This window comes from Ramlibacter sp. MMS24-I3-19, from assembly GCF_050320135.1.
Taxonomy (GTDB): domain Bacteria; phylum Pseudomonadota; class Gammaproteobacteria; order Burkholderiales; family Burkholderiaceae_C; genus Ramlibacter.
Window position 1 is genome coordinate 4092074 of sequence record NZ_CP190017.1, and the last position, 23930, is coordinate 4116003.

The 23930-nt window shown below is 66.8% G+C and carries 31 protein-coding genes and 1 pseudogene; 18 read left to right on the forward strand and 14 right to left on the reverse strand.

What is annotated here, in order from left to right:
- Positions 1 to 40: 40 nt before the first annotated feature.
- Together ACPWT1_RS20295 and ACPWT1_RS20300 are read left to right on the forward strand one after the other, a co-directional pair.
- Complete coding sequence (locus ACPWT1_RS20295; protein WP_427912934.1) at positions 41 to 421, forward strand: hypothetical protein; 381 nt, start codon at positions 41 to 43, stop codon at positions 419 to 421.
- Positions 418 to 687 (forward strand): hypothetical protein, encoded by a 270-nt coding sequence (locus tag ACPWT1_RS20300; RefSeq protein WP_427912935.1) that lies wholly within the window; start codon positions 418 to 420, stop codon positions 685 to 687. Before ACPWT1_RS20295 ends, ACPWT1_RS20300 begins: the two co-directional genes overlap by 4 nt.
- Here the strand turns inward: ACPWT1_RS20300 and ACPWT1_RS20305 are convergent.
- Both ACPWT1_RS20305 and ACPWT1_RS20310 read right to left on the reverse strand, forming a co-directional pair.
- A complete protein-coding gene (locus tag ACPWT1_RS20305) occupies positions 667 to 1032 on the reverse strand; it encodes a LysR substrate-binding domain-containing protein (protein ID WP_427912936.1) in 366 nt (121 codons plus the stop codon). The genes ACPWT1_RS20300 and ACPWT1_RS20305 overlap by 21 nt on opposite strands.
- Positions 942 to 1595, reverse strand: a complete 654-nt coding sequence (locus ACPWT1_RS20310) for a LysR family transcriptional regulator (RefSeq protein WP_427912937.1) — start codon at positions 1593 to 1595, stop codon at positions 942 to 944. Before ACPWT1_RS20310 ends, ACPWT1_RS20305 begins: the two co-directional genes overlap by 91 nt.
- A gap of 99 nt (positions 1596 to 1694) precedes the next feature.
- On the opposite strand from ACPWT1_RS20310, the gene ACPWT1_RS20315 reads away from it, so the two are divergent.
- From ACPWT1_RS20315 to ACPWT1_RS20345, 7 genes are all read left to right on the forward strand, one after another.
- Positions 1695 to 2381 carry an RraA family protein gene (locus tag ACPWT1_RS20315; protein WP_427912938.1) on the forward strand — a complete coding sequence of 229 codons (687 nt, stop codon included), beginning with the start codon at positions 1695 to 1697 and terminating at the stop codon, positions 2379 to 2381.
- Positions 2382 to 2423: 42 nt separating this feature from the next.
- Positions 2424 to 3392 (forward strand): Bug family tripartite tricarboxylate transporter substrate binding protein, encoded by a 969-nt coding sequence (locus tag ACPWT1_RS20320; protein ID WP_427912939.1) that lies wholly within the window; start codon positions 2424 to 2426, stop codon positions 3390 to 3392.
- A 44-nt stretch (positions 3393 to 3436) separates the two neighbouring features.
- Positions 3437 to 4459, forward strand: coding sequence for an aldo/keto reductase (locus tag ACPWT1_RS20325; protein WP_427912940.1), 1023 nt, complete (start codon positions 3437 to 3439; stop codon positions 4457 to 4459).
- 27 nt (positions 4460 to 4486) lie between these two features.
- Entirely contained in the window at positions 4487 to 5896 is a 1410-nt protein-coding gene (locus ACPWT1_RS20330) for an amidase (protein ID WP_427912941.1), read from the forward strand.
- Positions 5897 to 5965: 69 nt separating this feature from the next.
- On the forward strand, positions 5966 to 6937 hold the full coding sequence (locus ACPWT1_RS20335; RefSeq protein ID WP_427912942.1) for a Bug family tripartite tricarboxylate transporter substrate binding protein: 972 nt from the start codon (positions 5966 to 5968) through the stop codon (positions 6935 to 6937).
- 7 nt (positions 6938 to 6944) lie between these two features.
- A complete protein-coding gene (locus ACPWT1_RS20340; RefSeq protein ID WP_427912943.1) occupies positions 6945 to 8060 on the forward strand; it encodes a DSD1 family PLP-dependent enzyme in 1116 nt (371 codons plus the stop codon).
- Positions 8061 to 8082: 22 nt separating this feature from the next.
- Positions 8083 to 9534 carry an N-acyl-D-amino-acid deacylase family protein gene (locus ACPWT1_RS20345; protein WP_427912944.1) on the forward strand — a complete coding sequence of 484 codons (1452 nt, stop codon included), beginning with the start codon at positions 8083 to 8085 and terminating at the stop codon, positions 9532 to 9534.
- A gap of 127 nt (positions 9535 to 9661) precedes the next feature.
- Here the strand turns inward: ACPWT1_RS20345 and ACPWT1_RS20350 are convergent, their stop codons facing one another.
- From ACPWT1_RS20350 to ACPWT1_RS20360, 3 genes are all read right to left on the reverse strand, one after another.
- Positions 9662 to 10219: a GNAT family N-acetyltransferase gene (locus ACPWT1_RS20350; protein WP_427912945.1), complete on the reverse strand. Its 558-nt coding sequence runs from the start codon at positions 10217 to 10219 to the stop codon at positions 9662 to 9664.
- Positions 10220 to 10238: 19 nt separating this feature from the next.
- On the reverse strand, positions 10239 to 10841 hold the full coding sequence (locus tag ACPWT1_RS20355) for a glutathione S-transferase family protein (RefSeq protein WP_427912946.1): 603 nt from the start codon (positions 10839 to 10841) through the stop codon (positions 10239 to 10241).
- 103 nt (positions 10842 to 10944) lie between these two features.
- Entirely contained in the window at positions 10945 to 11112 is a 168-nt protein-coding gene (locus ACPWT1_RS20360; protein ID WP_427912947.1) for a hypothetical protein, read from the reverse strand.
- Positions 11113 to 11413: 301 nt separating this feature from the next.
- Between ACPWT1_RS20360 and ACPWT1_RS20365 the strand changes: the two genes are divergently transcribed.
- The 3 genes from ACPWT1_RS20365 to ACPWT1_RS20375 all read left to right on the forward strand — a co-directional run bounded on the left by ACPWT1_RS20365 (position 11414) and on the right by ACPWT1_RS20375 (position 13183).
- Positions 11414 to 12160: a class II aldolase/adducin family protein gene (locus ACPWT1_RS20365; RefSeq protein ID WP_427912948.1), complete on the forward strand. Its 747-nt coding sequence runs from the start codon at positions 11414 to 11416 to the stop codon at positions 12158 to 12160.
- A gap of 136 nt (positions 12161 to 12296) precedes the next feature.
- Positions 12297 to 12503, forward strand: coding sequence for a helix-turn-helix domain-containing protein (locus ACPWT1_RS20370; protein ID WP_427912949.1), 207 nt, complete (start codon positions 12297 to 12299; stop codon positions 12501 to 12503).
- Between the two features lie 167 nt (positions 12504 to 12670).
- Positions 12671 to 13183 carry an AAA family ATPase gene (locus ACPWT1_RS20375; protein ID WP_427912950.1) on the forward strand — a complete coding sequence of 171 codons (513 nt, stop codon included), beginning with the start codon at positions 12671 to 12673 and terminating at the stop codon, positions 13181 to 13183.
- Positions 13184 to 13232: 49 nt separating this feature from the next.
- Here ACPWT1_RS20375 and tnpC read toward each other — a convergent pair.
- From tnpC to ACPWT1_RS20405, 6 genes and pseudogenes are all read right to left on the reverse strand, one after another.
- Positions 13233 to 14330 (reverse strand): annotated as a pseudogene (gene tnpC, locus ACPWT1_RS20380) (IS66 family transposase); the annotation flags it as partial.
- Between the two features lie 62 nt (positions 14331 to 14392).
- Positions 14393 to 14716 (reverse strand): IS66 family insertion sequence element accessory protein TnpB, encoded by a 324-nt coding sequence (gene tnpB, locus ACPWT1_RS20385; RefSeq protein WP_427912951.1) that lies wholly within the window; start codon positions 14714 to 14716, stop codon positions 14393 to 14395.
- A gap of 3 nt (positions 14717 to 14719) precedes the next feature.
- Positions 14720 to 14986 carry a transposase gene (locus ACPWT1_RS20390; RefSeq protein WP_427912952.1) on the reverse strand — a complete coding sequence of 89 codons (267 nt, stop codon included), beginning with the start codon at positions 14984 to 14986 and terminating at the stop codon, positions 14720 to 14722.
- 108 nt (positions 14987 to 15094) lie between these two features.
- Complete coding sequence (locus ACPWT1_RS20395) at positions 15095 to 15373, reverse strand: PDZ domain-containing protein (protein WP_427912953.1); 279 nt, start codon at positions 15371 to 15373, stop codon at positions 15095 to 15097.
- A gap of 735 nt (positions 15374 to 16108) precedes the next feature.
- The gene (locus tag ACPWT1_RS20400; protein WP_427912954.1) at positions 16109 to 16291 is read right to left on the reverse strand and encodes a hypothetical protein; all 183 of its coding nucleotides are present in this window, start codon (positions 16289 to 16291) and stop codon (positions 16109 to 16111) included.
- Entirely contained in the window at positions 16272 to 16658 is a 387-nt protein-coding gene (locus ACPWT1_RS20405; RefSeq protein ID WP_427912955.1) for a hypothetical protein, read from the reverse strand. The genes ACPWT1_RS20400 and ACPWT1_RS20405 overlap by 20 nt, the downstream gene beginning before the upstream one ends.
- A 355-nt stretch (positions 16659 to 17013) precedes the next feature.
- On the opposite strand from ACPWT1_RS20405, the gene ACPWT1_RS20410 reads away from it, so the two are divergent.
- Positions 17014 to 17739 carry a LuxR C-terminal-related transcriptional regulator gene (locus ACPWT1_RS20410; RefSeq protein ID WP_427915606.1) on the forward strand — a complete coding sequence of 242 codons (726 nt, stop codon included), beginning with the start codon at positions 17014 to 17016 and terminating at the stop codon, positions 17737 to 17739.
- Between the two features lie 17 nt (positions 17740 to 17756).
- Positions 17757 to 19583 carry a sensor histidine kinase gene (locus tag ACPWT1_RS20415; RefSeq protein WP_427912956.1) on the forward strand — a complete coding sequence of 609 codons (1827 nt, stop codon included), beginning with the start codon at positions 17757 to 17759 and terminating at the stop codon, positions 19581 to 19583.
- A 78-nt stretch (positions 19584 to 19661) separates the two neighbouring features.
- Here ACPWT1_RS20415 and ACPWT1_RS20420 read toward each other — a convergent pair whose 3' ends face one another.
- The 3 genes from ACPWT1_RS20420 to ACPWT1_RS20430 are packed head-to-tail and all read right to left on the reverse strand — an operon-like array spanning position 19662 to position 22039.
- Positions 19662 to 20120 (reverse strand): GFA family protein, encoded by a 459-nt coding sequence (locus ACPWT1_RS20420; RefSeq protein ID WP_427912957.1) that lies wholly within the window; start codon positions 20118 to 20120, stop codon positions 19662 to 19664.
- Positions 20117 to 20773 (reverse strand): hypothetical protein, encoded by a 657-nt coding sequence (locus ACPWT1_RS20425; protein WP_427912958.1) that lies wholly within the window; start codon positions 20771 to 20773, stop codon positions 20117 to 20119. Before ACPWT1_RS20425 ends, ACPWT1_RS20420 begins: the two co-directional genes overlap by 4 nt.
- 45 nt (positions 20774 to 20818) lie before the next feature.
- Positions 20819 to 22039, reverse strand: coding sequence for a helix-turn-helix domain-containing protein (locus tag ACPWT1_RS20430; protein WP_427912959.1), 1221 nt, complete (start codon positions 22037 to 22039; stop codon positions 20819 to 20821).
- A 141-nt stretch (positions 22040 to 22180) separates the two neighbouring features.
- Here ACPWT1_RS20430 and ACPWT1_RS20435 point away from each other — a divergent pair, with 141 nt between their 5' ends.
- The 4 genes from ACPWT1_RS20435 to ACPWT1_RS20450 all read left to right on the forward strand — a co-directional run bounded on the left by ACPWT1_RS20435 (position 22181) and on the right by ACPWT1_RS20450 (position 23825).
- Positions 22181 to 22417 (forward strand): hypothetical protein, encoded by a 237-nt coding sequence (locus tag ACPWT1_RS20435; RefSeq protein ID WP_427912960.1) that lies wholly within the window; start codon positions 22181 to 22183, stop codon positions 22415 to 22417.
- Positions 22418 to 22597: 180 nt separating this feature from the next.
- Complete coding sequence (locus ACPWT1_RS20440; RefSeq protein ID WP_427912961.1) at positions 22598 to 22954, forward strand: STAS/SEC14 domain-containing protein; 357 nt, start codon at positions 22598 to 22600, stop codon at positions 22952 to 22954.
- A gap of 197 nt (positions 22955 to 23151) precedes the next feature.
- Positions 23152 to 23538 (forward strand): hypothetical protein, encoded by a 387-nt coding sequence (locus ACPWT1_RS20445; RefSeq protein WP_427912962.1) that lies wholly within the window; start codon positions 23152 to 23154, stop codon positions 23536 to 23538.
- Complete coding sequence (locus tag ACPWT1_RS20450; protein ID WP_427912963.1) at positions 23535 to 23825, forward strand: hypothetical protein; 291 nt, start codon at positions 23535 to 23537, stop codon at positions 23823 to 23825. Before ACPWT1_RS20445 ends, ACPWT1_RS20450 begins: the two co-directional genes overlap by 4 nt.
- Positions 23826 to 23930 lie beyond the last annotated feature (105 nt).

Below are 23930 nucleotides of genomic sequence, written 5' to 3' on the forward strand. Positions count from 1 at the left end.
AGCCGCCACGCAGGTGCAGCATCGGGCATGGATCGAGGCCTTGCTGTTCAACGCGGTCCGCGTCTTGACGTTCGCCGGCACCGCCCCGCTGACGTCCGGCTCGGGCTTCTGGTTCCGCCGTGACGAGCACCTGTTCCTGGTGACCAGCCGGCATGTGTTCTTCGACGCGGCCTCGGGCCACCGGCCTGACAGAGTTGAGTTCGACGTGCATGTCGACCCGCACGACCTCGCCCGCAGTGCCGTCGTCGAGGTCTCGTTATTCGTGCATGGTCATGCCGCATGGATGCAGGGCCAGGACTCAGGCGGCGACGCCACGCTGCTGCGCCGCTGGCTATCGTGGGATTCCCGCTCGGCTTCTACGACACATTGCACCGACTGCCCGTCGTGCGGCAGGCTACTCTCGCCTCTGCTTTCGGCGTGAGATTCCAGGGCCGCGGCTTCTTCCTGACCGATGCACGCCTGCACCGAGGCGCCAGCGGCGCGCCCGTGCTGATGCGACGAGAGGGCGACGCCTCCGGGCTGCCCTGGTCGCTGCTGGGCATCCACTCGTCGCAGTTCGACATGGGCACTCGCGACCGCCTGCAGGACGAGTCGCTGGGGTTGAACTGCGCCTGGTACGCCGACATCCTGATGACGCTGACGGCGGCTCCAGCCGCGGGCGTGCGGCTAAGAGGAAGTCTGGGCTGACGTTGGCGCATCCGTGAAGAAGCGCGCATCAGCGAGGACCGTCCTGGCGATCTCCACGACCACGGAGACGTCGCGGCCCGACTCGTCCTTCACGTAGGACGCGTAATACGCGATGGGCGGAATGCGCGGTTCCGCTGGAAGGCAGCGCACCTCGCCGCTGGCGAGCTGTTCGCGCAACACGGGCGTGGGAAGCACGGCGATCGCATGGCCTGCGCGCACGAGGCGCAGCATCAACGACAGTGAATTGCACGAGTTCACGGCGTCGAAATCGAGGCCACCGCTGCGCAGCCACTGCCGCACCGCCGCATTGAGCGTGGAAGGCGGCGAGTTGGTGATGATCGGCAACTTCGTCGCGAGCGCAGGGACGAACGGACCTGGGGGACGTCGAGGTCGCGCGCGGCGACCCACTGGAAATCGACCCATCCGAGTTGCTCGTCGAACACGTGCAGCACGGCGCTGGCGCTCGTGTGAAGGGCGATGTCGATCTCGCGCTTGCGCAGCTTCTCCTTCAGGACAGCGCCGACATCGATGGTCAATTCGACCAGCAGCCGGGGGTGCCTGCGCTTGAGCTGGGTGAGGATGTCCGACAGGGCAACCATCGCTGTCGATTCGTCGGAGCCCAGCCGCAGGCGGCCCTCCAGCGCCGGACCTGCATGCCCGAGGCGCTCGAACTCCTGCCCTGCACTGAGCACGCGCTCCGCGTAGGCGATCGCGTTGCGGCCATCGTCGGTCAGCTTCACGCGCTGGTTCTTGCGCGTGAAGAGCTCGACATTGAGCGTGGACTCGAGCTCCTTGATGCGGGCGGACACCGCTGGCTGGCTGAAGTTCAGGTGCTCTGCCGCTGCGTGCACGCTTCCCAGCGTCGCGGTCCAGTAGAAGGCCTCCACCTGCCTCAGGGTAATCCGCATGATGCGGAAATCTTATCAACTCGGTTCGGAATAACTCGGTTTCCAGAATGCGGGCATGCCGCTAGATTGCCGCGTCCACCCGCTTTCCAGCTGTTCCCGATGTACGTCCTCAACCCCCTTCCGAAGCCCGTCGACCCCGAACTCCTGCAACTGCTCGTGCAAGCCGAGCCCGCCGTCATCGGCCACTTCCGCTACACGGGATTCATGACGCCGGCGATCCGGGCGCACTTCCAGGACCGCCGCATCGCCGGCACCGCCGTCACGCTTCGTGCGCCGGGCATGGATGGCGCGATGGTCCATTACGCGGTCGGCCAGGCTCGTCCCGGCGACGTGCTCGTGATCGACCGCTGCGGCGACGAGGCGATTGCCACGATCGGTGGGGCCGTGGCCTATGCGGCGCGAGCGGCCGGTGTCGTGGGCATCATCGTCGACGGCCTCGTCACCGACCTCGGCGAGCTGCGCCAGTACGGCGTGCCGGTGTGGTCGCGCGGCACGTCGGCCGTGACCGTGAAGACGCTCGGCCTGGGCGGCGAGTTCTGCGTGCCGGTCACGTGCGGCGGCGTGGCCGTGAGCCCCGGCGACGCCATCCTCGCCGACGAGAACGGCATCCTCGTGCTGCCGGCCTCCGACATCCGCGAGTCCGCGAAGCGCGCGCTGCAGATGATGCAGGACGAGAAGCGCACCCTCGCCCGCATCGATGCGGGCGAGAAGTATCCCGACATCATGGGATCCACCAAGGTGATCATGGACGCCATCGAGGCCCAGAAACAGAAGCGCGCGGGCTGACCTGCGCGCACCTTTTTTTCGCTTCACGGACAAGGAGACAAGATGATCGTCAATCACATGCGTCGTGGCCTGCTTGCGCTGGCCTTGCTGGCGGCGGGCAGCGTTTCCGCCCAGACCTGGCCCACCGGGCCGATCAAGCTCGTGGTGCCGTTCCCGCCCGGCGGCAGCGTGGACATGGTGGCCCGGGCGGTGGGCAAGCGCCTCACCGAGACGCTCGGGCAACCGGTGGTCGTGGACAACCGCGCGGGTGCCTCGGGCAACATCGCGGCCGAATTTGTCGCCCGGCAGCCTGCCGATGGGTCCACGATCTTCGTGACGAGCTCCGGCGTCCTCGCTGCGAACCAGTTCCTCTACAAGCGCACCGGCTTCGACACGCTGAAGGACTTCGCGCCCGTCATCAAGCTCGCCAACCAGCCGAACATCCTGCTGGTGCATCCGTCGTTGCCGGCCAAGAGCGTGCAGGAGCTGATCGCGCTGGCCAAGGCGCAGCCCGGCAAGATCACCATGGGCAATGCCGGGATCGGCACTGGCCAGGACATGGCCGCGCGCCAGTTCGCCTCCATGGCCGGCGTCAACGTGCTGCACGTCGCATACAAGGGCGGCGCACCGGCCATGAACGACCTGCTAGGCGGCCAGATCCAGACGATGTTCCAGACCGCCCCGGAGGCGGTCCCCTACGCCAAGGATGGCAAGCTGCGCCTGCTGGCGATCACGAGCGCCAAGCGCTCGCAGCTGCTGCCTGACCTGCCCACCGTGGCGGAAGCCGGCATCCCCGGCTACGAGTCCAGCACGTGGATCGGCATGGTCGTTCCGGCGAAGACCCCGCAGGCCGTCGTCGCGCGCCTGAATACCGAATTGAACAAGGCACTGCAGGGCGACCTCGGCAAGCAGTTCTCGGACTACGCGCTCGAGCCGATGGGCGGCACGCCCGAAGACATGACGGCGCTGATCCGCAAGGACTCGGCCACGTACGAAAAGATCCTGAAGGAAAGCGGCGTCCAGCCGCAGTGATCGCGCATCCCGTGCATCCAGTCTCTCCGCCGGTTCCGCGGCCGATGCAGTACGTCCGACTCGGCGCCTCCGGCCTGGAGGTGTCGCGCATCTGCCTGGGAACGCTCACCTTCGGCTCGACCGCGTGGCGGCCATGGATGCTGGACGAGGCTGCCGCCCGGCCGCTGTTCCGTCGGGCGGTGGACCTGGGCATCAACTTCTTCGACACGGCCGACACGTACTCGGGCGGCGAGAGCGAGGCGATCACCGGCCGGCTGCTGCGCGAGATGTTCCCCGGCGCGCGGCGCGAGGAAGCGGTGGTGGCGACCAAGGTCTACAACCCCGTCGACATGGCGTTCGATGGCACTGATGCCGCTTCATTCCGCCGCCGGCCGAATTGCGACGGCCTCGGCCGCAAGCGCATCTTCCATGCGGTGGACGCCTCGCTGCGCCGGCTGGGCACCGATTACATCGACCTGTACCAGGTGCATCGGTTCGACGCGGCCACGCCGCTGGAGGAGACGCTGGAGGCACTGCACGACCTGGTGAAGGCCGGCAAGGTGCGTTACCTCGGCGCGAGCAGCATGTGGGCGTGGCAGTTCGCCAAGATGCAGCAGGTCGCCAGGGAGCATGGCTGGACGCGCTTCGTCAGCATGCAGAACCACCACAACCTCGTCTACCGCGAGGAAGAGCGCGAGATGATCCCGCTGTGCCGCGACCAGGGCGTGGCGCTTCTGCCCTGGAGCCCGCTGGGGCGGGGTTTCCTCGCCAGTCCTCCGAACGCCGACGGTGCGGCCGCTTCCGCCCGCGCCGGCGCGGATGCGACCACGCGCAGGTTCTACGGCAGCGACGCCGACCTGCAGGTGCGCGAGCGCCTTCGCGCGCTTGCAGCCCGCAAGGACGTGTCGCCCGCGACGCTGGCCTACGCCTGGCTGCTGCACAAGGGCGTGACCTCGCCGATCGCGGGTGCCAGCAAGACGTCGCACATCGACGAGGCAGTGGCCGCCATCCACGTGACCCTGACCGCCGAGGACATCGCGGCGCTGGAGCAACCTTACGTCCCGCGCGCCGTGCTGGGCCATGCCTGACCGCGCCGGAGCACCAGGAACGACACCATGAACCAGAACGACCTCACCCGTCTCCCCGTCCACGAGGTCGCGCGCCAGATTGCCGCGCGCGCACTGTCACCCATCGACGTGGTCGAGGCGTATCTCGCCCGCATCGAGCGCCATGACCCCAAGCTGCACGCGTACACCGAGGTGTATGCGGACGATGCGCGGCTTGCCGCGCGGGGTGCGGAAGCGGCGATCCGGTCCGGCCATGCCGTCGGCCCGCTGCACGGCGTCCCGATCGCGCTGAAGGATCTCATCGAACTCGAGGGCCGTGTCGTCAGCGGCGGCTGCGAGGCCTGGACGAACAGGCGTGCGACGCGCACGGCCACGCTCGCCAGGCGCCTGATCGCCAGCGGCATGATCGTCCTGGGCAAGACCCACACCGTCGAATTCGCGATGGGCGGCTGGGGCACGAACACGCGGCGGGGGACGCCGTGGAACCCCTGGGACCCGAAGCGTGCACGCACGCCGGGCGGCTCGAGCAGCGGGTCCGGCGTGGCCGTCGCAGCCGGCCTGGCACCGTGGGCAGTGGGCACCGACACCGGCGGCTCGGTGCGCCTGCCGGCCTCCTGGTGCGGCATCACCGGGCTGAAGACCACGATCGGCCGCGTGAGCACGCATGGCGTGATGCCGCTCAGCCCCACGCTGGACACGCCCGGGCCCATGGCGCGTTCGGTCGAGGACGCGGCGCTGCTGTACACGGTCATGCAGGGTGCCGATCCGCTCGATCCGCTGACTCGCGGACTCGACTACGTCAATCCCATGCCGACGCTGAAGCGCGGGGTGCGTGGCCTGCGCCTGGCGCGCATGCCTGACGTGGAGCGCCAGCATGCCTCGGCCGACGTGCTGGCCGCCTACGACCGTTCGCTGGCGCAGTTCGAGCGCCTGGGCGCGGAGATCGTCGACGTGAAGCTGCCGTTCCTGTTCGCCGACGTGGCGAGCTTCAACCTGCGCATCATGGCGGCCGAGAGCTACGCGCTCTACGCCTCGCTCATCGACGACGAAGCGGCGCCGCTGGATCCGCACGTGCGCCCGCGCATCGCTGCGGGACGGGACATCTCTTCCACCGCGTACATCGAGGCCCTGCGCATGCGCGAGACGATGAAGTCGCAGTTCGCAGCGGCGATGGAAGGCATCGATGCGCTCCTGACGCCCACCACGATGACCACGGCGGTCCCCCTGGAGCAAGTCGACCAGACCAAGGCGCCGGCGCACTACACGCGGTTCGCGAACTACCTGGACCTGACCGCCCTGGCACTGCCGAACGGCATCGCGGCCGACGGCCTGCCCACGTCACTGCAGATCGTCTGCCGTGCCAGCGAGGAGGCGACGGCCCTGCGCATCGGGTGGGCGGTGCAGGAAGCCACGGAGTGGCACTTGCAGATGCCGCCCGGCGCACCTGCAGCAGCCTAGTGGCCTGACGTTCGTCCGTTCGCCGGCTGCCGGCAGCAGCTCACCGTTCATCAACCGGAGTTCGTTTCGATGATTTCACGTCTGTTGTCCGTCTCCCTGGTGTCGCTGGCGTTCGCGCTGGCTCCTGCCAAAGCTGCCTTTGCAGCGTATCCCGACAAGCCCATCCGCCTGATCGTGCCGTCCGCTCCAGGCGGCGCGCCCGATGTGCTGATGCGCGCGCTCGCCGACCAGCTGTCCAGGCAGATGAACGTGCCCATCGTGATCGACAACAAGCCGGGCGGCTCCTACGTGATCGGCACGATGGAGGTGGTGCGCGCCCCGGCCGACGGCTACACGCTGGGATACGGCAACGTCGTATCGCTGGCCACCAACAAGTCGCTGCTGGCCAACGTGCCCTACGACGCGGAGAAGGACCTCACGCTGATCTCCAACGCAGTGCGCGTGGTCAACATCGTCTCGGTCAACAACGACGTGCCGGTCAAGAGCATTCCGGAGCTGATCGCCTACGCGAAGAAGAACCCCGACAAGCTGGCCTTCGGTTCGGACGGCAACGGAACCACGGCGCATCTCGGGATGGAGCTGTTCAAGTCGATGACGGGCGTGCGCATGCTGCACGTGCCGTACAAGGCCGCCACCGCGGCGATCACCGACCTGATCGGCGGCGGCGTGCAGGTGCTGATGTCCAACACCCCGGCGATCGCGCCGATGGTGCAGCAGGGCCGGGTCCGCGCCCTGGGCATCACCTCGGTGCAGCGCTCCCCCACCTTCCCGGACATCCCGCCGATCGCCGACACGGTGCCCGGCTACGAGGTGATTTCCTGGGGCGGCCTGGTCGGCCCGGCCAACCTGCCCAAGGACATCGTCACGCGCCTGAACCAGGAGATCCGCACTGCGCTGGACAGCCAGTCCGTGCGCGAGCGCTTCAAGACGCTGGGCGCCGATGCGACGCCCAGCACGCCGGAGGAATTCCGCGAGCTGTCGCGCCGCGAGACGGAGAAGTGGGCCAAGGTGGTCAAGTCCTCCGGGGCCAAGGTCGACTGACGGCGCGATGAGTCCCTGGAAAGCCGCGCGGACCGGCGATGCGGTCACGGCGATCGACACGCCGGCGCTGGTCCTCGACCTCGATGCGTTCGAGCGCAACCTGCAGCGCATGGCGCAGGCCCTGGCCGGAAGCGACGTGCGCCTGCGCCCCCATGCCAAGAGCCACAAGTGCCCCGAGATCGCGCGGCGGCAGATGGCGCACGGCGCGGTGGGCATCTGCTGCCAGAAGGTGAGCGAGGCGGCGGTGTTCGTCGAGGCCGGCATCCCCGACGTGCTGGTCACCAACCAGGTCGTCGGAGACGCCAAGGTGCGGCGGCTGGCCGAATTGGCGCGGCGGGCCCGCATCGGCGTGCTGGCCGACGATGCCGCGCAGGTGCGCGCGTATGCCGCCGCAGCCCGCGCGACCGGCGTGGAACTGGACGTGTACGTGGAAGTGGACGTCGGGGCCGGTCGTTGCGGCGTCGCACCCGGCGAGGAAGCGGCGCGACTGGCCGCGCAAGTCGCCGACAGCGCTGCGCTGCGATTCGCCGGCCTGCAGTGCTACCACGGGCCAGCGCAACACCTTCGCCGGCCAGAGGAGCGCCGCGCAGCCATCGCGGCTGCCGCACGGCGCGCCATCGCGACCCGGGACGGCATCCTCGCGCGCGGCATCCCGGTGCCGCGCATCACCGGCGCCGGCACCGGCACCTTCGTGCACGAGCGCGATTCCGGGGTGTTCGACGAACTGCAAGCCGGCTCCTACGTTTTCATGGACGCCGACTATGGCGCCAACGAGACGGGCTCGGGCGAGGTCGCCTTCGAGCACGCGCTCTTCGTGCGCACCGCAGTCCTCAGCCACACCACGCCGGCGCGCGCGGTGGTCGATGCAGGCCTGAAGGCGTCCAGCGTCGACAGCGGGCTGCCGCGCGTCTGGCAACGTCCGGGCTTGCGGTACGTCAAGGCCGCCGACGAACACGGCACGCTGGCCGTGGACGAAGGCACGCCGATAGCACTGGGTGACGCGCTGCACCTCGTGCCGGGTCACTGCGACCCGACCGTCAATCTCTACGACGAACTCGTCTGCATCCGCGGCGACGTCGTCGAAGACGTGTGGCCGATCGAAGCCCGCGGCGCCCTGCTCTGAACCCTTCTTCCTTCTTCCTTCCATGCAGCAAGCATTCGACCTCCTGATCCGCAACGCGGAAATCGTCGATGGCACCGGCGCCCCGCGCTTTGCCGGCGACATCGGCGTGCGCGGCGATCGCATCGCGCGCATCGGCGACCTCGCCGGCTCCAGCGGCCGCACCGAGATCGACCTCGGCGGACGCGTCGCCGCGCCCGGCTTCATCGACGCGCACACGCACGACGACCGCATGCTGCTCTCCGGCGGTGCGATGGCGCCCAAGGTGAGCCAGGGCGTCACCACGGTGATCGGCGGCAATTGCGGCGTCTCGCTCGCTCCGATGCCGCGACCGATCCCGGACCCGGTCACCCCGCCGTTGAACCTGCTCGACGACGAAGGTGGCTGGTTCCGCTTCCGCACCTTCGGGGCCTACCTGCAGGCGCTGCGCGCGCAGCCGGCCGCCACGAACTGCGCGATGCTGGTCGGCCACACGACACTGCGCGTCGCCACGCTGGACGACCTCGAAAAGCCCGCGACCCCGGGGCAGGTCGCGCAGATGCGCGCGCTGGTGCAGGAAGCGATGGAAGCTGGCGCGATCGGCGTCTCCACCGGCCTGTTCTACGAACCGGCGATCGCCGCGCCCACCGAGGAGGTGATCGAGACGTGCCGGCCGCTGAAGGACTTCAACGGCCTGTACTGCACCCACATGCGCAACGAAGCCGAAGGCGTGATGGACTCGCTGGAGGAGACCTTCCGCATCGGCCGCGAGGTCGGCGTGCCGGTCGTGATCTCGCACCACAAGGTGATCGGCCAGAAGAACTACGGCCGCTCGGAGGAGACGCTCGCCTTCATCCGCCGCAGCATGGCGCTGCAGCCGATCTGCCTGGACTGCTACCCCTACACCGCCGGCTCCACGGTGCTGTCGGCCGACCGCGCCGCGACCTCGTCACGCGTGATCGTGACCTGGTCCAAGCCCCTGCCGCAGTACAACGGCCGCAACCTCGACCAGATCGCGCGCGAGATGGGCGTGAGCCAGGATGACGCGGTGCGCCGCTTGCTGCCCGCGGGCGCGATCTACTTCCGCATGGACGAGGCCGACGTGCAGCGCATCCTGCAGTTCGAGGACACGATGATCGGATCCGACGGCCTGCCGCATGATGCGTCACCGCACCCGCGCCTGTGGGGCAGCTTTCCGCGCGTGCTGGGGCACTACCGGCGCACCCTGAACCTGTTCCCGCTGGAGCAGGCGGTGCACAAGATGACCGGCCTGACGGCGCGCAACTTCGGCCTTGCCGATCGCGGCGTGCTCCAGGAAGGCGCGTATGCGGACCTCGCGTTGTTCGACGCCGAGACCATCGACGAGGCTGCCAGCTACGAGCGCCCGATTGCGCCCGCGCGCGGCATCGAAGCCGTCGTGGTGAACGGCCGCGTCGTCTGGCGCCACGGCCAGGCCACCGGCGAACGGCCCGGCCAGGTCCTCCAGCGCCGGACCTGAAAGTGGAACCCCTCGCGCGAAGGGCTGCGCAACGGCAGTGACGCATGCTCCCTACGCCGGTCATTCCCGGAATCCAGCCAGTGCCAGGACAGCTCCCGGCCAGAAATGGACGATCGCTGTCTTCGCGTCAATGCATCGGCCGGGGATCGTCGTGCAGCAGACCGTAGATGCGCGAGTCGTAGGTCGTGGCTTTCGCTGTCCATCGCTGTCGAAGGGTGCCTTCAAGGCGGAAGCCCTGAGATTCCAGGAGCCGGCACGAAAGCACGTTGGCTGGATTGACCTCCGCCTCGAGGCGACGGATGCCAAGCACCTCGAACGCGTGGCGACAGGCGGCGTCGACTGCTTCGCGCATGTATCCGCGGCCCCAATCGGCGCGACCCAGGGCGTACCCCAACTCGAGCCGGCGGCTGGCCTCGTCGTGCTTGAACAGCAGGAGCGTGCCGATCGCGCGCCCGTCCGCACGCCGCTGCAACACCAGCTGCCTGCTGCCGCCGGCCTCGACATGCTTCTGCGTGCGCTCGAGCCAGGCTCGGGCATCGTCCAGGGACGTCCAAGTCGCGTAAGGAACGAAGCGGGTCACCTCGTCGTTGCCATTGACGGCGAGCAAGTCCGGCAAGTGTCGATCGTGGACTGGTACCAGCTGCAGCCGTGGAGTGTCTATGCAAGGGATGGGTTGGAGGGGCACTTGTCACCTACGACACAGATCAGGGTGCCGTCATCGCGAAAGCCGGCGTGCGACGCGCGAAATCCTCCAGCCAACTGACGAGCGCCGGATATTCGCTGCGCCAGCTTCCCGCGAAGCGCAGGTCCATGTAGCCCAGCGCACAGGCCTGTCCGATCTCGCCGATGTGGGGCGCACCCGCGCGGGGCGCGGACAAGTGATGCGCCATGTACGCCAGGGCGCGCTCCATCTTCCCCCGCTGGTGCGCGACCCACTTCTCGCTGTGCAGCTCGGGCGGCCGGAAGCGTCCCTCGTACACCTGGAGAATGGCTGCGTCCAGCATGCCGTCGGCCAGCGCCTGCTGGCGCAACACCGGGATGCGCTGTGCGCCGGAGGGCACCAGCACCGGAGCCGGCGCGATCTCGTTCAGGTATTCAACGATGACGCGCGAGTCGAACAACGGCTCGCCGTCTTCCATCAGCAGCGTGGGAATCTTGCCCAGCGGGTTCTGCCGGCGCAGGCTGTCGTCCGGATTGCCGGTGTCGGCGTTCTCGATGCGAATGCGGTCCGCAACGGCGGCCACTTCGGCTGCGATGCGAACTTTGCGGCCAAAGGGCGAAGCGGGGGAGGTGCGGAGGATGAGCATGGAGTCTTCCGAGGCAGGCATTTTGCCCAATCCTCTCCGAGCCGCAGCGCCAGATAGCGGCCATTGATTCCTCAAGCCGCCCTCTCCGTGCGCCGAGCGCGCCTCAGAGCCACGCGAGCTCGTCCTCCGCCAAATGCGCGCTCTCCGCGTGCCGTTCGCGCATCTGGGCGAGCGCGGCGCGTTCATGGAAGTCGTCGTACAGGTCCTCGGCTTCGGGCAGGTCGTCCGCGTTCACGGGGTTGGTGTGAGGGCGGTAAGCACGGGAAGTCATGGGGCGGGTACTCCTTACACGTGCGACTGAGTGATGCGGGCGCTGTAACGGGTTCAGTCTTTCAACCAATCCCTGGCACGGCTTGTGGAGATCGATTGGTCAGCCGTGGCTCGGCCGCGCCTCGCGGTGTCGGAGCAGACAGAGCCGGCGATCCCACGGGACGGCCTCAAGCGGGCATTCGGGATGGTCGCGCTGGACCGTAGTTCTACTCTGGCGCTTCGGTCGCCACTGGTGAGAATCGATCGCCGTGGACTGAGCGAGAAGTCGCCAGTCGTTCTGCAGCACTGAAGGAGCACGAGAAATGAATCACGGAAACGAGGACATCTGGCGAGCGCGCGTCCATCTGGCCGCGGCGAACCGCCTCGCTGTCTACGACGACCTGGAAGAAGGCATCGACAACCACTTCACCATGCGCGTTCCTGGCCAGGAGGACCGCTATCTGGTATTGCCATTTGGCCTTCACTGGTCCGAGGCGAGGGCCAGCGACCTGATCGTGTTCAACGAGGCGGGTGAGGTGTTGGAAGGCGATGGCAGCCTGGAACTGAGCGCGCTGAGCATCCATGCTCCGCTGCACAGAATCACCGGCGCCAACGTTGTCCTGCACACCCACCAGACCTGGGCGCTGGCGTTGAACATGCTGGAGGACAACCGCCTGTTGCCCGGCAGCCAGACGGCCGCGTTCCTCACGCGGAACATCGCATACGACGACGGGTACACGGGGCTGGCCGCCTCGCTGAGCGAAGGGGAACGCCTCGCTGCCGTTCTGGGGGACAAGCAGATCGTGTTCATGAAGAACCACGGTGTCCTCGTCGTTGGCGACACCGTCGGGCAGGCATACCGTCGCCTGTACAAGCTGGAACGAGTCTGCCGCGCGCAGGTCCTGGCCATGTCCACGGGTCGGCCCCTCTCGATCCTGGACGAGGCGACAGTGAAGAAGGTCGAGGCGCCAAACCCTCGCAATAGCCACTCGCAGGCGGAGCGCGAAGCGCTCTATTTCGCCGCCATGATGCGTGTGCTCGACCGGGAGATGCCGGGCTACGCGGACTGACCTGTCGGCTTTCGGCCATTAGCGGACACGCGTGCCCTGCAAGTTGGACGCGTCCCGCCGTACTACGGTGCAAGGTGGGACTGTCCCGCGCACACTTCTTCTCGCTCTTGCGCGACCAGCTGAGCACAACGCCCAGGTGTTCTGGAGCGCGGTCAGGGTGGAGGAAGTGGTGCGCCGGCTGACGATGCGCGAGGAGCCCCTGACCTCGGTGGCGATGGAACTGGGCTTCTCCTCGCCCGGCAACTTCTCGCGCTTCTTCAAGGAGCACAGGGGCGTGTCGCCGTCGCAATTCCGTCGTGTCGCGGCAATTCCTGATTTGCACCCGGTGACGGGCGTCCCATGAAGCTGTGACGAGCAGATCGGCCTGGCTTGCCGACATTCGTCATCGGCCGGTAGATCCTGCAGACCGAGGCGGCAGGACCCGCTCTTCTTTGTTCCACCAGGCAGAGTCGAGGGCCGCCGGTCGATGTCTGCTTCTGGCCGGGAGCGGACGCCACTGCACAATGCCGCATGACGAATCCTCCTGAACGCGTGCCGAACAGGGCCTGTCTGCACTTCTTCTGCGGCAAGGCGGGCGCAGGCAAGACCACGCTGGCGAGGAGTGTTGCTGCTTCGGAAGATGGATTTCTGACCTCGGAGGACGTTTGGCTGACACGACTCTATGGGGACCAGATGCAGACCTTTGAGGACTACAGGCGGTTCTCGCTGCGCCTGCGGACGGTCGTGGAACCTCTAAGCGTGGAACTGCTGCGCGCCGGACGCAACGTCGTGCTGGACTTCCCGGCGAACACGAAGGCGGCGCGCTCGTGGTTCCGCGCGTTGATCGACCAGTCTGGCGCAGCGCACGTCCTGCATGTCGTCGACAGCTCAGACGCAACTTGCCTAGAGCGGATCGGGCAACGCAATCTCGCACGTCCAGAAGGTTCTCATCACCTGACGCCGGAACAGTTCGCGTACATCTTCACCTTCTTCGAGACCCCCGCGGCGGACGAAGCATTTGAAGTCATGAAGTATCAAGCCTGATGTCCCTGACAGACGGCTGCTCCCGGCCAAGAGCAGACCCGCCGCGTCCGCGCTCCACCTCGTAAAGCTTGCCAAACAGCGCCAGTGCCTGCTCACCGACCGCGCTCTTGTGGTTGGCCCAGAGCTCGTGGAACTTGCGCCGTGCGTGCGCCAGGCACCCGGCTTCAGTTACGCCGCTGGCGAAGAGCGCCTTGTAGCCGGAGTAGTCGTCGCACACCAGCGTGCCGCGCCAGGCGTGCTCGCCGGGGTGGCCCAGGAATTCAGCCGGGTGGCGGCTCGCGCGGCTTTCAGCGAAGTCGAACACCACCAGCTTGGTGGGCTGCAACGCCGTGCTGCAATAGGTCCACAGATAGGCGCGGTGGGTCTTGCCTGCTCCAGGGTCCAGCATCGCCACAGGAGTTTCGTCCGCGTGCAAGACACGTTGGTGCAGCAGCTCGGACTTCATCGCGCCCACCAGCGGCTGCAATTGCACACCGCAGGTTCCAACCCACTGGGCGAGTGTGGAGCGCGCGATCGCGTGTCCAGCGCGGGAGAAGATGGCTTCCTGCCGGTACAGCGGCAAGTGGTCGGCGAACTTGCCGACCAAGACTTGGGCGAGCAGCCCGCTGGTGGGTATGCCCTTGTCGATCACGTGCGGCGCCACCGGTGCCTGCACCAGCTTCTCGCACTTGGCACAGGCCCACTTGCCGCGGATGTGGCGCTCCACCGTGAAGACGCCCGGCTGGTAATCGAGCTTCTCGGCGACGTCCTCGCCGATGCGCTTCATCTCGCAGCCGCAGCTGCAGATGGTGCTGGTAGGCTCATGGTGAATCTCGCGCCGCGGCAGCTGGGCCGGCAGCGGCTGGCGCTTGGCACGGGAGGGCTCCGCAGCGGGCTTTTCTTGCGGTTCGAGGAGCCCTGTTTCCTCGGCGACGGCCTGCAGATCGGCGTCGAGCGTTTCCTCCAGCAGGCTGCGTTGTTCCGAGTTGAATCGCTCCGACTGCGCCGCGAACTTCAGGCGCTTGAGCACGGCGTTCTCGTGCGTGAGCTTGTCGATGATCGCCTGCTTGTACGCCGACTCACGCGCCTGGCGTTGCACCACTTCCTGCAGCTCGCGCACAGCCTGTCGAAGCTGCTGCGGGTCCAGTGAGTCGATGTCGGCGATCACGGAGTGACATCGTCCCCGAGGCAAGATGACCGGGCATCGGCAAATGCCGCAATTGCGCGGCGCTACAGAATCTTGATGATCCCAGCCTCGCCAATGAGCTGCCAGGGCAGTCCGAGCACGAGGGCGTCGAACTGGGCGCGCGTCAGCGACATCTTGACGCTTGCCTCGCGTGGCCAGACGAAGCGGCCGGCATTCAGGCGCCTGGCCGCCAACCAAACCCGAATGCCATCGTGCACCAGGACCTTCATGCGGCTGGCACGCCTGTTGGCAAACAGGTAGGCGTGGTGCGGGTGGGCCGCGCCAAAGACGCGCACCACGCGCGCCAGGGCCGCCTCGGTTCCCGAGCGCATGTCCAGCGGTTCCACGGCCAGCCAGACCGTTGACACGGATCATTTGAGCAACTCGCGAATCCAGGCGGCGCAATCGGCCGCCGCGGCCACTGGCCAGGTGACTGCCATACTGGTCGTGCCGTGGCGCAGCTCGATGCGAATTTCCGACGCCGGTGCCGCAACGCTCTCCTGCACGGAAACCGGAACGAATGAAGCAGGCGCTGCCAGCAGTTTGCCAGAGGCATTGCGGCGCCACTTGTGGACGACGTTGGCGTTGATCCCGTGCGCCATTGCGACCCGAGCCACCAAAGTCCAGGCTCGGCGCACTCGGCAAGCACCCGGGCTTTGACTTCTGCGCTATGGCGCCTGCGGATGACTCGCTTGGCCTCTGCCATGGTGTCCACCCAACTCCTTGATGGACACCATCCTTGCCGCTTACGCGGCTGCGCTCAAGCGTGGGATCGCCGGACGCTTACGGACGGCTGGGTAGGCGCAGGCCTTCACCGGTACGGGACTGACGGTAAGTGTTCGCCCGGCGCGGGAAAGCTGCAGTGCCACAGGGCGGCCGATGATTTGTTGCTGCCCGAGACGATCCGCGAGGGCCTGGATGTCCGTGGTTGGTACTCCGTCCACGGAGATCACCCCATCGCCAACCTTAACGCCGACAGCTTCTGCGGAGCTTCCATGCACTACCGACGTCACAGTCGGCTGCACCCCAATTCCATAGAGCCGGGCCAGCGAAGGGGCAAGGATAACGGGCCCCCGCAAGGTGGATCAGTCAATCTGATCAAGCCGCGCCTTGCGCTTGCGCCTGCGCTCCTTGGTCGCGTGCTCGATTGCTGGCGCCTCGCGTTGGCCGAGTCCGATCCAAGCGGGTGAAACTCCCGCCCGCAGATGGCGGAGCTTGCCGACAAGGTGGCGCACCATCCTGCGATTCTCACGCACCAGCCATGTGTCACTCCCGACGTTTTTCATGTCCAAGACGCGCTGCGCTAGGCAAGCCCTGAGAGCGTCCAGGACGTGCGCCTCTTCGCATCCAACGCCTGCGCCGCGCGCGTTGGGCACTTGCTCCGATCCAACTGCAACCATCTGGCGATCCTGTATCTGCACTGCTCTATCCTCTATAAGAAGGTAGGGTCGCCTCGTGCAGGGTGACCGCACCTCCAGCGCTTGGATCTGCCGGACCATATTGGCCATCTGCCGATTGGCCGCACAATGCGCGCGACTCTTGCACGCCGCGCGCAAACCAGCCAGCCGCTACGCAGGCCGTTCCGAACACCAGGACAGATATTGCAAGAAAGAGTCGCATCAGCGCGCAAGTCAAAGGCTAAGAACTACTGGCGCCCGATCTCGTTGCCATTCCCGATCCGGAGGCCTTCAAATCTTGCCCGCGCGGCCGGCGCAATCTGGCGCTAAGCGGGCGATCGGAAAACGCAGCTCGGGCTACGTTCATTGATGCACCCGAATCCGATGCTGTCGCATGTAGCGCTGCAGGAAGTGCATGCCCATGGAATCCCCACGCGTGTCGAACTGAAGGTGCAGTTCAGTCGGGTGGCGGTCCCACCAGTCGCGACCGCCGGGGTGGAGCAGCAACTCCCGCAGCGTTTCGACGTCACCGAGAAAGTCCGGCATGGTACGAACGTAGTCGGACCGGGAGCTCCGCGTCCCAGCCGAGCTTTGCCGCTGCGAGCGCGCCGGACCACAGCCTGCCGTCGGCATAGGCCCCGTGGAGCGCCTGACCCGACACGAACTGGACCCCGAGTCGCCGCGCCGCCTTCACCAGCATCGCGAACATGCGAACGCCGATGCCGTGCAGGCGAACCTGCTCCTTGATGTGCAGTGAATGCACCCTGACCATCCGCTTGCCGCCTTCCTGGCGGATCGAGATCCGATACGGCTCGTCGAAGAACTCTTCGTTGGCAACCACGATATCGACGGAACGTTCGCCGGCGATCGCTCGGATGCGTGACTGCCGCGGAGCGCCTGTCAGGGCGAGCAAGGTCGCGCGATCCAGCCTGTCCGGGCATGCCCCGGTAACTTGGCATTGGACCGTGCTGGGATGGAAGAACTGGCGGGATGTCTCATCCCACAGAGGACGGGGCCACGGAGCATGGAAGTTCAGCCGATGCAACGTACGCACTGTCGGTACTGCCTCAAAGCGACAGGGCTGCCGCCGGAACGCTCATATCATCCCCGCCATGCCGCGGTAGGCCGCTACGCGGGAACCGCGGGCGCTGCGAATTTATGGCGCGTTCGGAGCATCGACCATACTCCGGTCGGAGTAATTTTCATCGTTCATGGCGCGTTTGGACGCTCTCCGTTGAAGCGAAGGCGGAGCCGCAGTGGTGGATCACATGCAATCAGAGTCGGACAAATTGCGTGGCAATGGCCTGCGCGTGAGCGTCGCGATCGTCGAAGACAACTTGTTCCATCTACAGCGGTACCGAGACAATATCGCGCGCGATCCGGCGCTGGTACTGGTCGGGGAGTTCATCGGTGCTGCGCAGGCGATGGAGGCTGTGGCCTCTGTCGCCCCAGACGTGGTGCTTGTCGACCTCGGACTTCCCGACGGCAGCGGGTTCGACGTGATTCGCCACGTTCGCAAGGTGTCACCACACAGCGCGATCATGGTCGTCTCGGTGTTTGGCGGTGAACGCAACCTGTTCGAGGCCATCGAGGCGGGAGCCACGGGCTACCTGCTCAAGGACAGCGTCGCAGCCGATTTCACGGCCAACATCCACGCACTGCAGGCCGGGGAATCTCCCATCAGTCCGGCCCTGGCACGGCTGCTGCTGAAGCGTCTTCGCCCAGAACCCGCGTCCGACCGGTCGACCACGGTCGACGGCGTCAAGGCCCGGGCGACAGCCGACCGGGCGAGCGAATCTCCGCTTTCCAGGCGCGAGACCACGATCCTTGAAGCCATCGCGCGCGGCCACAGCGTCGCGGAGATCGGCGATGAATTGCACATCTCCCCCCTCACGGTCAAGACCCACGTGCGCAACATCTACCGGAAGCTGGAGGCCCGCTCGCGACAACACGCGGTGTACCTGGCCCAGCAGCGCGGTCTGCTGGCGCCATGAGCCAGATCCTCCGCAGGTTGCTGCTGACGCTGCTGATGGGAGCGATCGTCGCTGCAGCGTTGGTCCAACTCACTCGCCCGAAGCCGCCACTAGGCGTCATCGAGATCACGCAGGCCGGCTTCATCAAGTCCGACGATCCCCGGGCACCAGGACCGCAGGCGGAGTGGGTGACGCGGACACTCCCGGACAGCTGGAGCGTCAGCAATCCCGGCCAATCCGGCTATGGCTGGTATCGCATGCTGCTCGTGCTTCCCGATGCCCCAGTCGAGGAATGGGGCGCTTACCTTCCGACGGTCTCCACCACGCACCACTTGTTCATCAACGGCGTGGACGTCGGCGGTGGAGCGATGAGCGGGCCGTTCCAGCGCACGATGGGCACGCCGCAGATCAACCTGATCCCGCCAAGCTTGCTCAATGCCGGCCGCAACGAGATCCTCCTGAGGCTGCGGGTCGCGCCGAACCTGCGCGGAGGACTCGGGCCGCTCCTGGTCGGTCCGCACCCTTCGGTCGAGCCGCTGTATGAACGCGACCTGCTGGTGCGCGTGACGCTGCCCCGGGCACTCAACCTGGCGCTGATCTTCGTCGGGGTGCTCGTCTTGCTGCTCTGGCTTCGCCGGCCCTCCGAAAGCATCTATGGCGTCTTCGCTGCACTGGCCATCGTCTGGTCGCTGCGCAATTTCCTCTACACGGTGTCGCTGCCCATCGGATCCAACGTGTGGGAGGCCCTGGTTCTCGGCAGCCTGGCGCTCGTCGAGACACTGCTGTGGATGTTCGTGCTGCGCTACACCGGCAAGGCGCCACCGACATTCGAGCGGTGGGCACTGACGGGCGCCCTGGTGTCATTGCCGCTACTGGCGTCTCTGCATTCCTCGGTCGTGAGCGCGCTGCGGCTCCCCTGGTACCTGGGCTGCACCGTCTTCAGCCTGTTCGTCATCGTCCTGTTGATCCGGCACCTGTATGCGCGTCGCCCGGAACAACCCGGGCCCTGGCTTGTGCTGGGCGCGATGCTGGTCATGCTCCTCCTGGGCTTGACCGACCTGGCGGTGTCGGCACACCTCCTGCAGTTCGGTCCGGCGGCACGCATGTCCTATGGCGCGCCGCTGCTGCTGTGCGCCTTCGTGTACGCCCTGGCGGACAACTACTTCGGGACCTACGAAGAGGCGCGGGCGCTCAACGCGGAACTGGAGCAGCGCGTCCAGCATCGGGCGCGGCAGCTGGAGATCACCTATGAGCGAGTGCGTGCGCTCGAGCACGCGGCCATCCTTGCCTCCGAGCGCGAGCGGATCATGAAGGACATGCACGACGGCATCGGGTCGCACCTTATTGCCGCCGTCGATGCCGTGGAGCGCGGCTCCGCCTCGCCGCACACGGTCGCCGCCCTGCTTCGCGAGTGCATCGATGACCTGCGACTCATGATCGATTCGCTGGAGCCGGATGACGTTGCCTTGCAGACCTCGCTGGGAAACCTCCGCTACCGGCTCGAACCTCGCCTTCGTGCGGCGGGGATCGCACTGCAATGGGATGTCGACGATGCCGTGAACATCCCTTCGGGCATCTCGGTCCTGCAGATCCTGCGCATCGTGCAGGAAGCGGTCGCAAACGTGCTCAAGCACGCCGAGGCGACCTTGCTCCACGTGAGTTGCCGGCTGGAGGAGGAACGCCTCGTCCTCCGGATCGCCGACAACGGGCACGGCGCGGCCGGACACGTCGAGAAGACAGGCGACCCGATGCACCGCGGCATCCACAACATGCGAATGCGCGCACAACAGCTCAATGGCGAGTTCGAGATCGCCGAGCGATCCCCAGGCACCGAAGTGACCATCCGCGTGCCCGTCTCTGCATGACGCCGCGGGCAAAACCTTCGCAGGTTTGAGGGGGCGGTGCCACCAGGCGAGCGCCGGAGGGACTTGCGTGCTACATGCTCACTCCGCGTCGCTGCGCGGCGGCATCCGCTCGAACTTCGTCAGCTTCGGATCGACCGCATCCCACGCATATCCCGACCGTGTGTACGTCACCCACTGCGGTTGGTACTGGCTCGGGTCGTCGAGGCTGGCCGCGTGGATGATGAACCACCCTGGGCCGTACGGAAACGTCAGGCTGACCGGCGCGCCACAGACTGTGCAGAATGCGTGCCGCTTCACAGTGCCTTCATCCCCGGTGACGTCCCACTCACGCAGGCTCCCCGTAAGCTTGACCTTGTCGCGCGATGCGAACGCGATGTACGAGCCATGACCGGTGCCGCTTCTTTGCTGGCACTGCCGGCATTGGCAATCGCCCATCCCGGAGGCCGCGTCCTCGATGTCGTACCTGACCGCTCCGCAGGCGCAACCGCCAGTGAAGCTGCGGCTGTCCCCCGATGCTTCGTGCGCTTGCGAACTCATGCCCTCCTCCCCGCTGGCCGTCGGCGGACCGAGCGCACCGTCCCGCTGCCGCCGCCGCCTGCATAGAGCAAGTCGGCGCCATTGGACTCCAGGCCACTCACGCCCTTGCCGGCAGGCATCGCCAGCCTGGCATACACCTCACCGGTTTGCGGGTCGACTCTGCGCAGCTCGCTTTCGTCGGACTCCCACGTGCCGTGCCACAGCTCGCCTTCGACCCACGTGACGCCGGTGACGAACCGGTCCGACTGGATGCTGCTCAAGACAGCGCCGGTCTGCGCGTCGATCTCGTAGATCTTCCTGGCGCGGTAGCTCCCGACCCACAAGCTGCCCTCGGCCCACGTGAGACCCGAGTTGCCGCCGCCGCCTGGCGCGGGGATCGAGGCGACGATCTGGCCGGTTTGCGGGTCGATCTTGTGGATTTCCGACGCCGCGATCTGGTACAGGTGTTTGCCGTCAAAGGCCGTCCCGGCATCAGCAGCGCACTTCAGCGACCGCTTGACAGCACCGGACAGCGGGTCGACCGCCACCAGTTGCTTCCCGGTCGCGGCCCACAGGACGTGCCCATCAAATGTCACGCCATGGACGGCCGATGCTCCTGGAATGGGGCCGATTTCGCCGACGATCTCGGCCGGCGTAGCGGTCACTGCTTGCATCTCAGTTCCTTTTCCAAATGCCCTGCCTCGGCGACGAGACGGACTTTACGGACCTGCGAGCGAGGTGGGGAGTAACAAGATTGTCGTGAAGTCCGTCAACGGGCTCGCCTGCCATCGCCGCGCCATGCCATTGCCGACGCCTTGGACGCGCCCGGCCTCCATCAGTCCGGAGAGCGCCCGTTGCACGGTGCGCTGGCTCGCGCCCAGTGCCTCGGCCAGGCCCGACGTCGACCAACGCGAGCCGTCGGATAGCAGCGCAATGAGTGCCCCCTCCTGGCCGTCGATCGGCGGCTCCAGTACCGCCACCTGCGCCGAGGGCGCAGGTCGAAGGACAAAGCCCCGGGGCGTGGAAACGATCTCGGCCATGCCCTTGATCAGACTGCGAAGGCGGCCGATCTCCACACGAAGCCGAGCACGGTGGGTGTGGTCCGGACGCCGGGTCCTGAACGCGGTCACTATGAGCGACTCACGGTCCACGTCATCGGGCCAGGAACTGGCCAACGCGTGCGCCAGCGTGAAAAGCACAGGCCGTCTCGCCAGGGACCTCCAGGTTCCTGACCACGCCACTCCTCGCCTGCAACCGTCCAGAACGAGCATGTTGGAACCGAGGAGCGCTTCGACCTCTTCGAGCCGCACAGGAGAGGAGGAGCGACCAGTGATCAGCCGTGCGGCGGTCCTCTCCAGCGGCGCGCCGGCATTCGAGACTTCGGCCAGCAGCATGGCATTCTGGCTGGCTGCCGCCGCGGCATGCGCCCGGCCCAATGCCTGCCGCGCGGCCGCGGCACGCCATTGCCTCAAGGCCAGCTCCGTTCTTGTGAGCTCCGCCAACGCGATCGGCACCGGGCTGGCGCCGTGATCCTTCACCAAGGCCATGACATCGATGGCCGCGGCCACCCGTCCAAGAAGGAGAAGCCGTCTGGCTTCGACCAGCCTCGCGTGCAGCAGGTTGGCCTGGTCGTGGTGCCTCTCGAAAATCGGCGCTACTCCCGCAAGCTTCCCGGAGGCCCAGGTGAGGTCACGCATGAGAAGCGCGACCTCCGCCTCCGCCAACGTGCACTTGGCCCGGGCGAGCTCTTCGTCGGCGCCGAATGCGCGTGCGGCACGTTGCAGGAGCGCGCGTGCCCGCTCGTACTGCTGCAACTGCGCCATGGCCGTGCGTCGCAAGGCCAGGGCGTGAGGATCGTTCCGCAGCGCGACCACGTCGAGCGCGAGCAGTGGTTGCCCCACCGACAGCGCACGGGCTGCCGCAGCAATCATGCTATCCATGGACCAAGCCTAGCAGGAGCTTCGAGAAGAGCCCGGGCCCGCTACGCAACTTCGGCGCCCGGCCTTCCTGAAGGCCGGGCGTGCCCTGAGGGGCAGCACAGCAGATCGACCTGAAGTCCGTTCGTGTGGCACAGTGTTCACATGCCAGATTTACAGTCACTTGGCATTGAGCTGCCGAGTCCTGCCTACCTTGTTGGCCTGCTCGTCTTCGGCATCATCGGTTGGATCGCATGGCGGCGTGGCCGCAAGACCGGCCGGTCCTCTCTCAAGTGGATCGGCCTTGCCACGATGCTGTATCCGTATGTGGTTCCGCAGACTTGGCTGCTTTGGTTGATCGGTCTCGCAGCTAGTGGCTGGATCTGGTCCGATTGGGGATGATCGACCGGTCGATAGCGGCCAAGCCGTGCACACGGCGCGTAGAACGTCGCTTCGAGTCCATGCAGCCACGCAGCTCGCCTCTGACGCGGGCTCACGTGGTAAGGGCGTCCCGGCCGCGGGGGGATCAGCAGCAGCCGGTAATCGGCTCACCCAGCCGAGCCGCGAGCTAGACTGCCAGCGATGGCCCTGAGCTTCACGCTGCACGACAACGCCCACTATCTCCACTGCGAAACGGCGGGGCCGGCCACGTTCGCCGACATGCGGGCTGGCGTTGACCTGGCCAAAACCTTGGCCACCAACCGGGGCCAGCGCCGCATTCTGGTCGACATGCGCCATGTGCAGCATGCGCTGCCTTTCAGCGAACACCTGCAGCTGGGCGCCTATGCGGCTGAAGCCTTCAACGCAATGGAACGGGTGGCTTCGGTCGTTCCCCGGGAGACGCTGGTCGGCGTCGCGGCAAAGGCTGCACAAAAGCTCGGACTGCAATTGCGCACCTTCGACGACTTTGACGCGGCATCAGCCTGGCTGCAGTCCTGATCGCGCGCTCATTGCCGACGCCTGTCGCGCCAGGGTCCGCTTCCGGCCAGGAGCGGCCGCGCAGAACTGAGCGCTGCCCCGCAAGTCGCCAGGCCGCGTGGCCCAGCGCAGGGCGCCGACGACGACTTGATTCCCGTCAACTCCCCGCCGGCCCCCTTTCCTATAGTGGGATCAGCAAGCGCCCTGGGAGTGCCACCGTGAACGGTCTGCAAGCCAACCCACCTGCCCAGCTCACTCACGCGTCGTCCGACAATCTCGCGCCTTTCGCGTGGGGCATCTTCTTCATCTGGACCGGTGCCGCGTTCCTGACGGACCTCGGCTGGCCCGTCGGTGTGCTCGGTGTCGGTGCCATCGCCGTCGGCGTGCAGGCGGTGCGCGTCGTCTACCTGGGCCTGCGCGTCGAAGTGTTTGGCCTTGCCGTGGGCATCGCCATGCTCGCGTGGGGTGCTTGGCACGCCTTCGGCCCGCGCTTCGGGCTTGTGCGCATTCCAGGGGGCCTGCTGCCAATCGCGTTCATCGCGCTCGGCGTGGCGTTGGTGCTGCGTGCCTTGCTGCGCCGGGATGCACCCCGGGAGGACGCATGAAGAAGCCCATCACCCTTGGCGTGGCCGCCGCTGCCGGCCTGCTTGGCCTCGGCCTTCTGGCGAAGGGAAGGCGCGAACGCTTCACCCATGCCATCGGCCATCGCTTGCGGGGCCGCATGGAACGCATGATGGCCAGCCTGCCCGAGAACTCGCCACCCAGGCTGGTGATGTCTGTGCTGCCGCAGCTTCGCGAGCAGAACAACCAGATCATCGGGCTGCTGCGCGAGCAGAATGCGCTGCTCGCCGCAAAGGACGTTCGCACGAACGTGGCGGAACCGGAGAGCTAGAGCGACGCCGTCCGGGCGCGACGCCGTCGGAGAGATGGCCGGACACCCTGGCCCCGGGCCCCGATGGTGCCGTTTACGTCACGGCGTCCCACATTCCCGACATGC

Coding starts and splice junctions, on each gene's coding strand:
- ACPWT1_RS20310 (WP_427912937.1), bottom strand. CDS start 1,595: ATGCGGATTACCCTGAGGCAGGTGGAGGCCTTCTACTGGACCGCGACG.
- ACPWT1_RS20315 (WP_427912938.1), top strand. CDS start 1,695: ATGTACGTCCTCAACCCCCTTCCGAAGCCCGTCGACCCCGAACTCCTG.
- ACPWT1_RS20320 (WP_427912939.1), top strand. CDS start 2,424: ATGATCGTCAATCACATGCGTCGTGGCCTGCTTGCGCTGGCCTTGCTG.
- ACPWT1_RS20325 (WP_427912940.1), top strand. CDS start 3,437: ATGCAGTACGTCCGACTCGGCGCCTCCGGCCTGGAGGTGTCGCGCATC.
- ACPWT1_RS20330 (WP_427912941.1), top strand. CDS start 4,487: ATGAACCAGAACGACCTCACCCGTCTCCCCGTCCACGAGGTCGCGCGC.
- ACPWT1_RS20335 (WP_427912942.1), top strand. CDS start 5,966: ATGATTTCACGTCTGTTGTCCGTCTCCCTGGTGTCGCTGGCGTTCGCG.
- ACPWT1_RS20340 (WP_427912943.1), top strand. CDS start 6,945: ATGAGTCCCTGGAAAGCCGCGCGGACCGGCGATGCGGTCACGGCGATC.
- ACPWT1_RS20345 (WP_427912944.1), top strand. CDS start 8,083: ATGCAGCAAGCATTCGACCTCCTGATCCGCAACGCGGAAATCGTCGAT.
- ACPWT1_RS20355 (WP_427912946.1), bottom strand. CDS start 10,841: ATGCTCATCCTCCGCACCTCCCCCGCTTCGCCCTTTGGCCGCAAAGTT.
- ACPWT1_RS20360 (WP_427912947.1), bottom strand. CDS start 11,112: ATGACTTCCCGTGCTTACCGCCCTCACACCAACCCCGTGAACGCGGAC.
- ACPWT1_RS20365 (WP_427912948.1), top strand. CDS start 11,414: ATGAATCACGGAAACGAGGACATCTGGCGAGCGCGCGTCCATCTGGCC.
- ACPWT1_RS20375 (WP_427912950.1), top strand. CDS start 12,671: ATGACGAATCCTCCTGAACGCGTGCCGAACAGGGCCTGTCTGCACTTC.
- ACPWT1_RS20400 (WP_427912954.1), bottom strand. CDS start 16,291: ATGCCGGACTTTCTCGGTGACGTCGAAACGCTGCGGGAGTTGCTGCTC.
- ACPWT1_RS20410 (WP_427915606.1), top strand. CDS start 17,014: ATGCAATCAGAGTCGGACAAATTGCGTGGCAATGGCCTGCGCGTGAGC.
- ACPWT1_RS20420 (WP_427912957.1), bottom strand. CDS start 20,120: ATGAGTTCGCAAGCGCACGAAGCATCGGGGGACAGCCGCAGCTTCACT.
- ACPWT1_RS20425 (WP_427912958.1), bottom strand. CDS start 20,773: ATGCAAGCAGTGACCGCTACGCCGGCCGAGATCGTCGGCGAAATCGGC.
- ACPWT1_RS20430 (WP_427912959.1), bottom strand. CDS start 22,039: ATGGATAGCATGATTGCTGCGGCAGCCCGTGCGCTGTCGGTGGGGCAA.
- ACPWT1_RS20435 (WP_427912960.1), top strand. CDS start 22,181: ATGCCAGATTTACAGTCACTTGGCATTGAGCTGCCGAGTCCTGCCTAC.
- ACPWT1_RS20440 (WP_427912961.1), top strand. CDS start 22,598: ATGGCCCTGAGCTTCACGCTGCACGACAACGCCCACTATCTCCACTGC.
- ACPWT1_RS20450 (WP_427912963.1), top strand. CDS start 23,535: ATGAAGAAGCCCATCACCCTTGGCGTGGCCGCCGCTGCCGGCCTGCTT.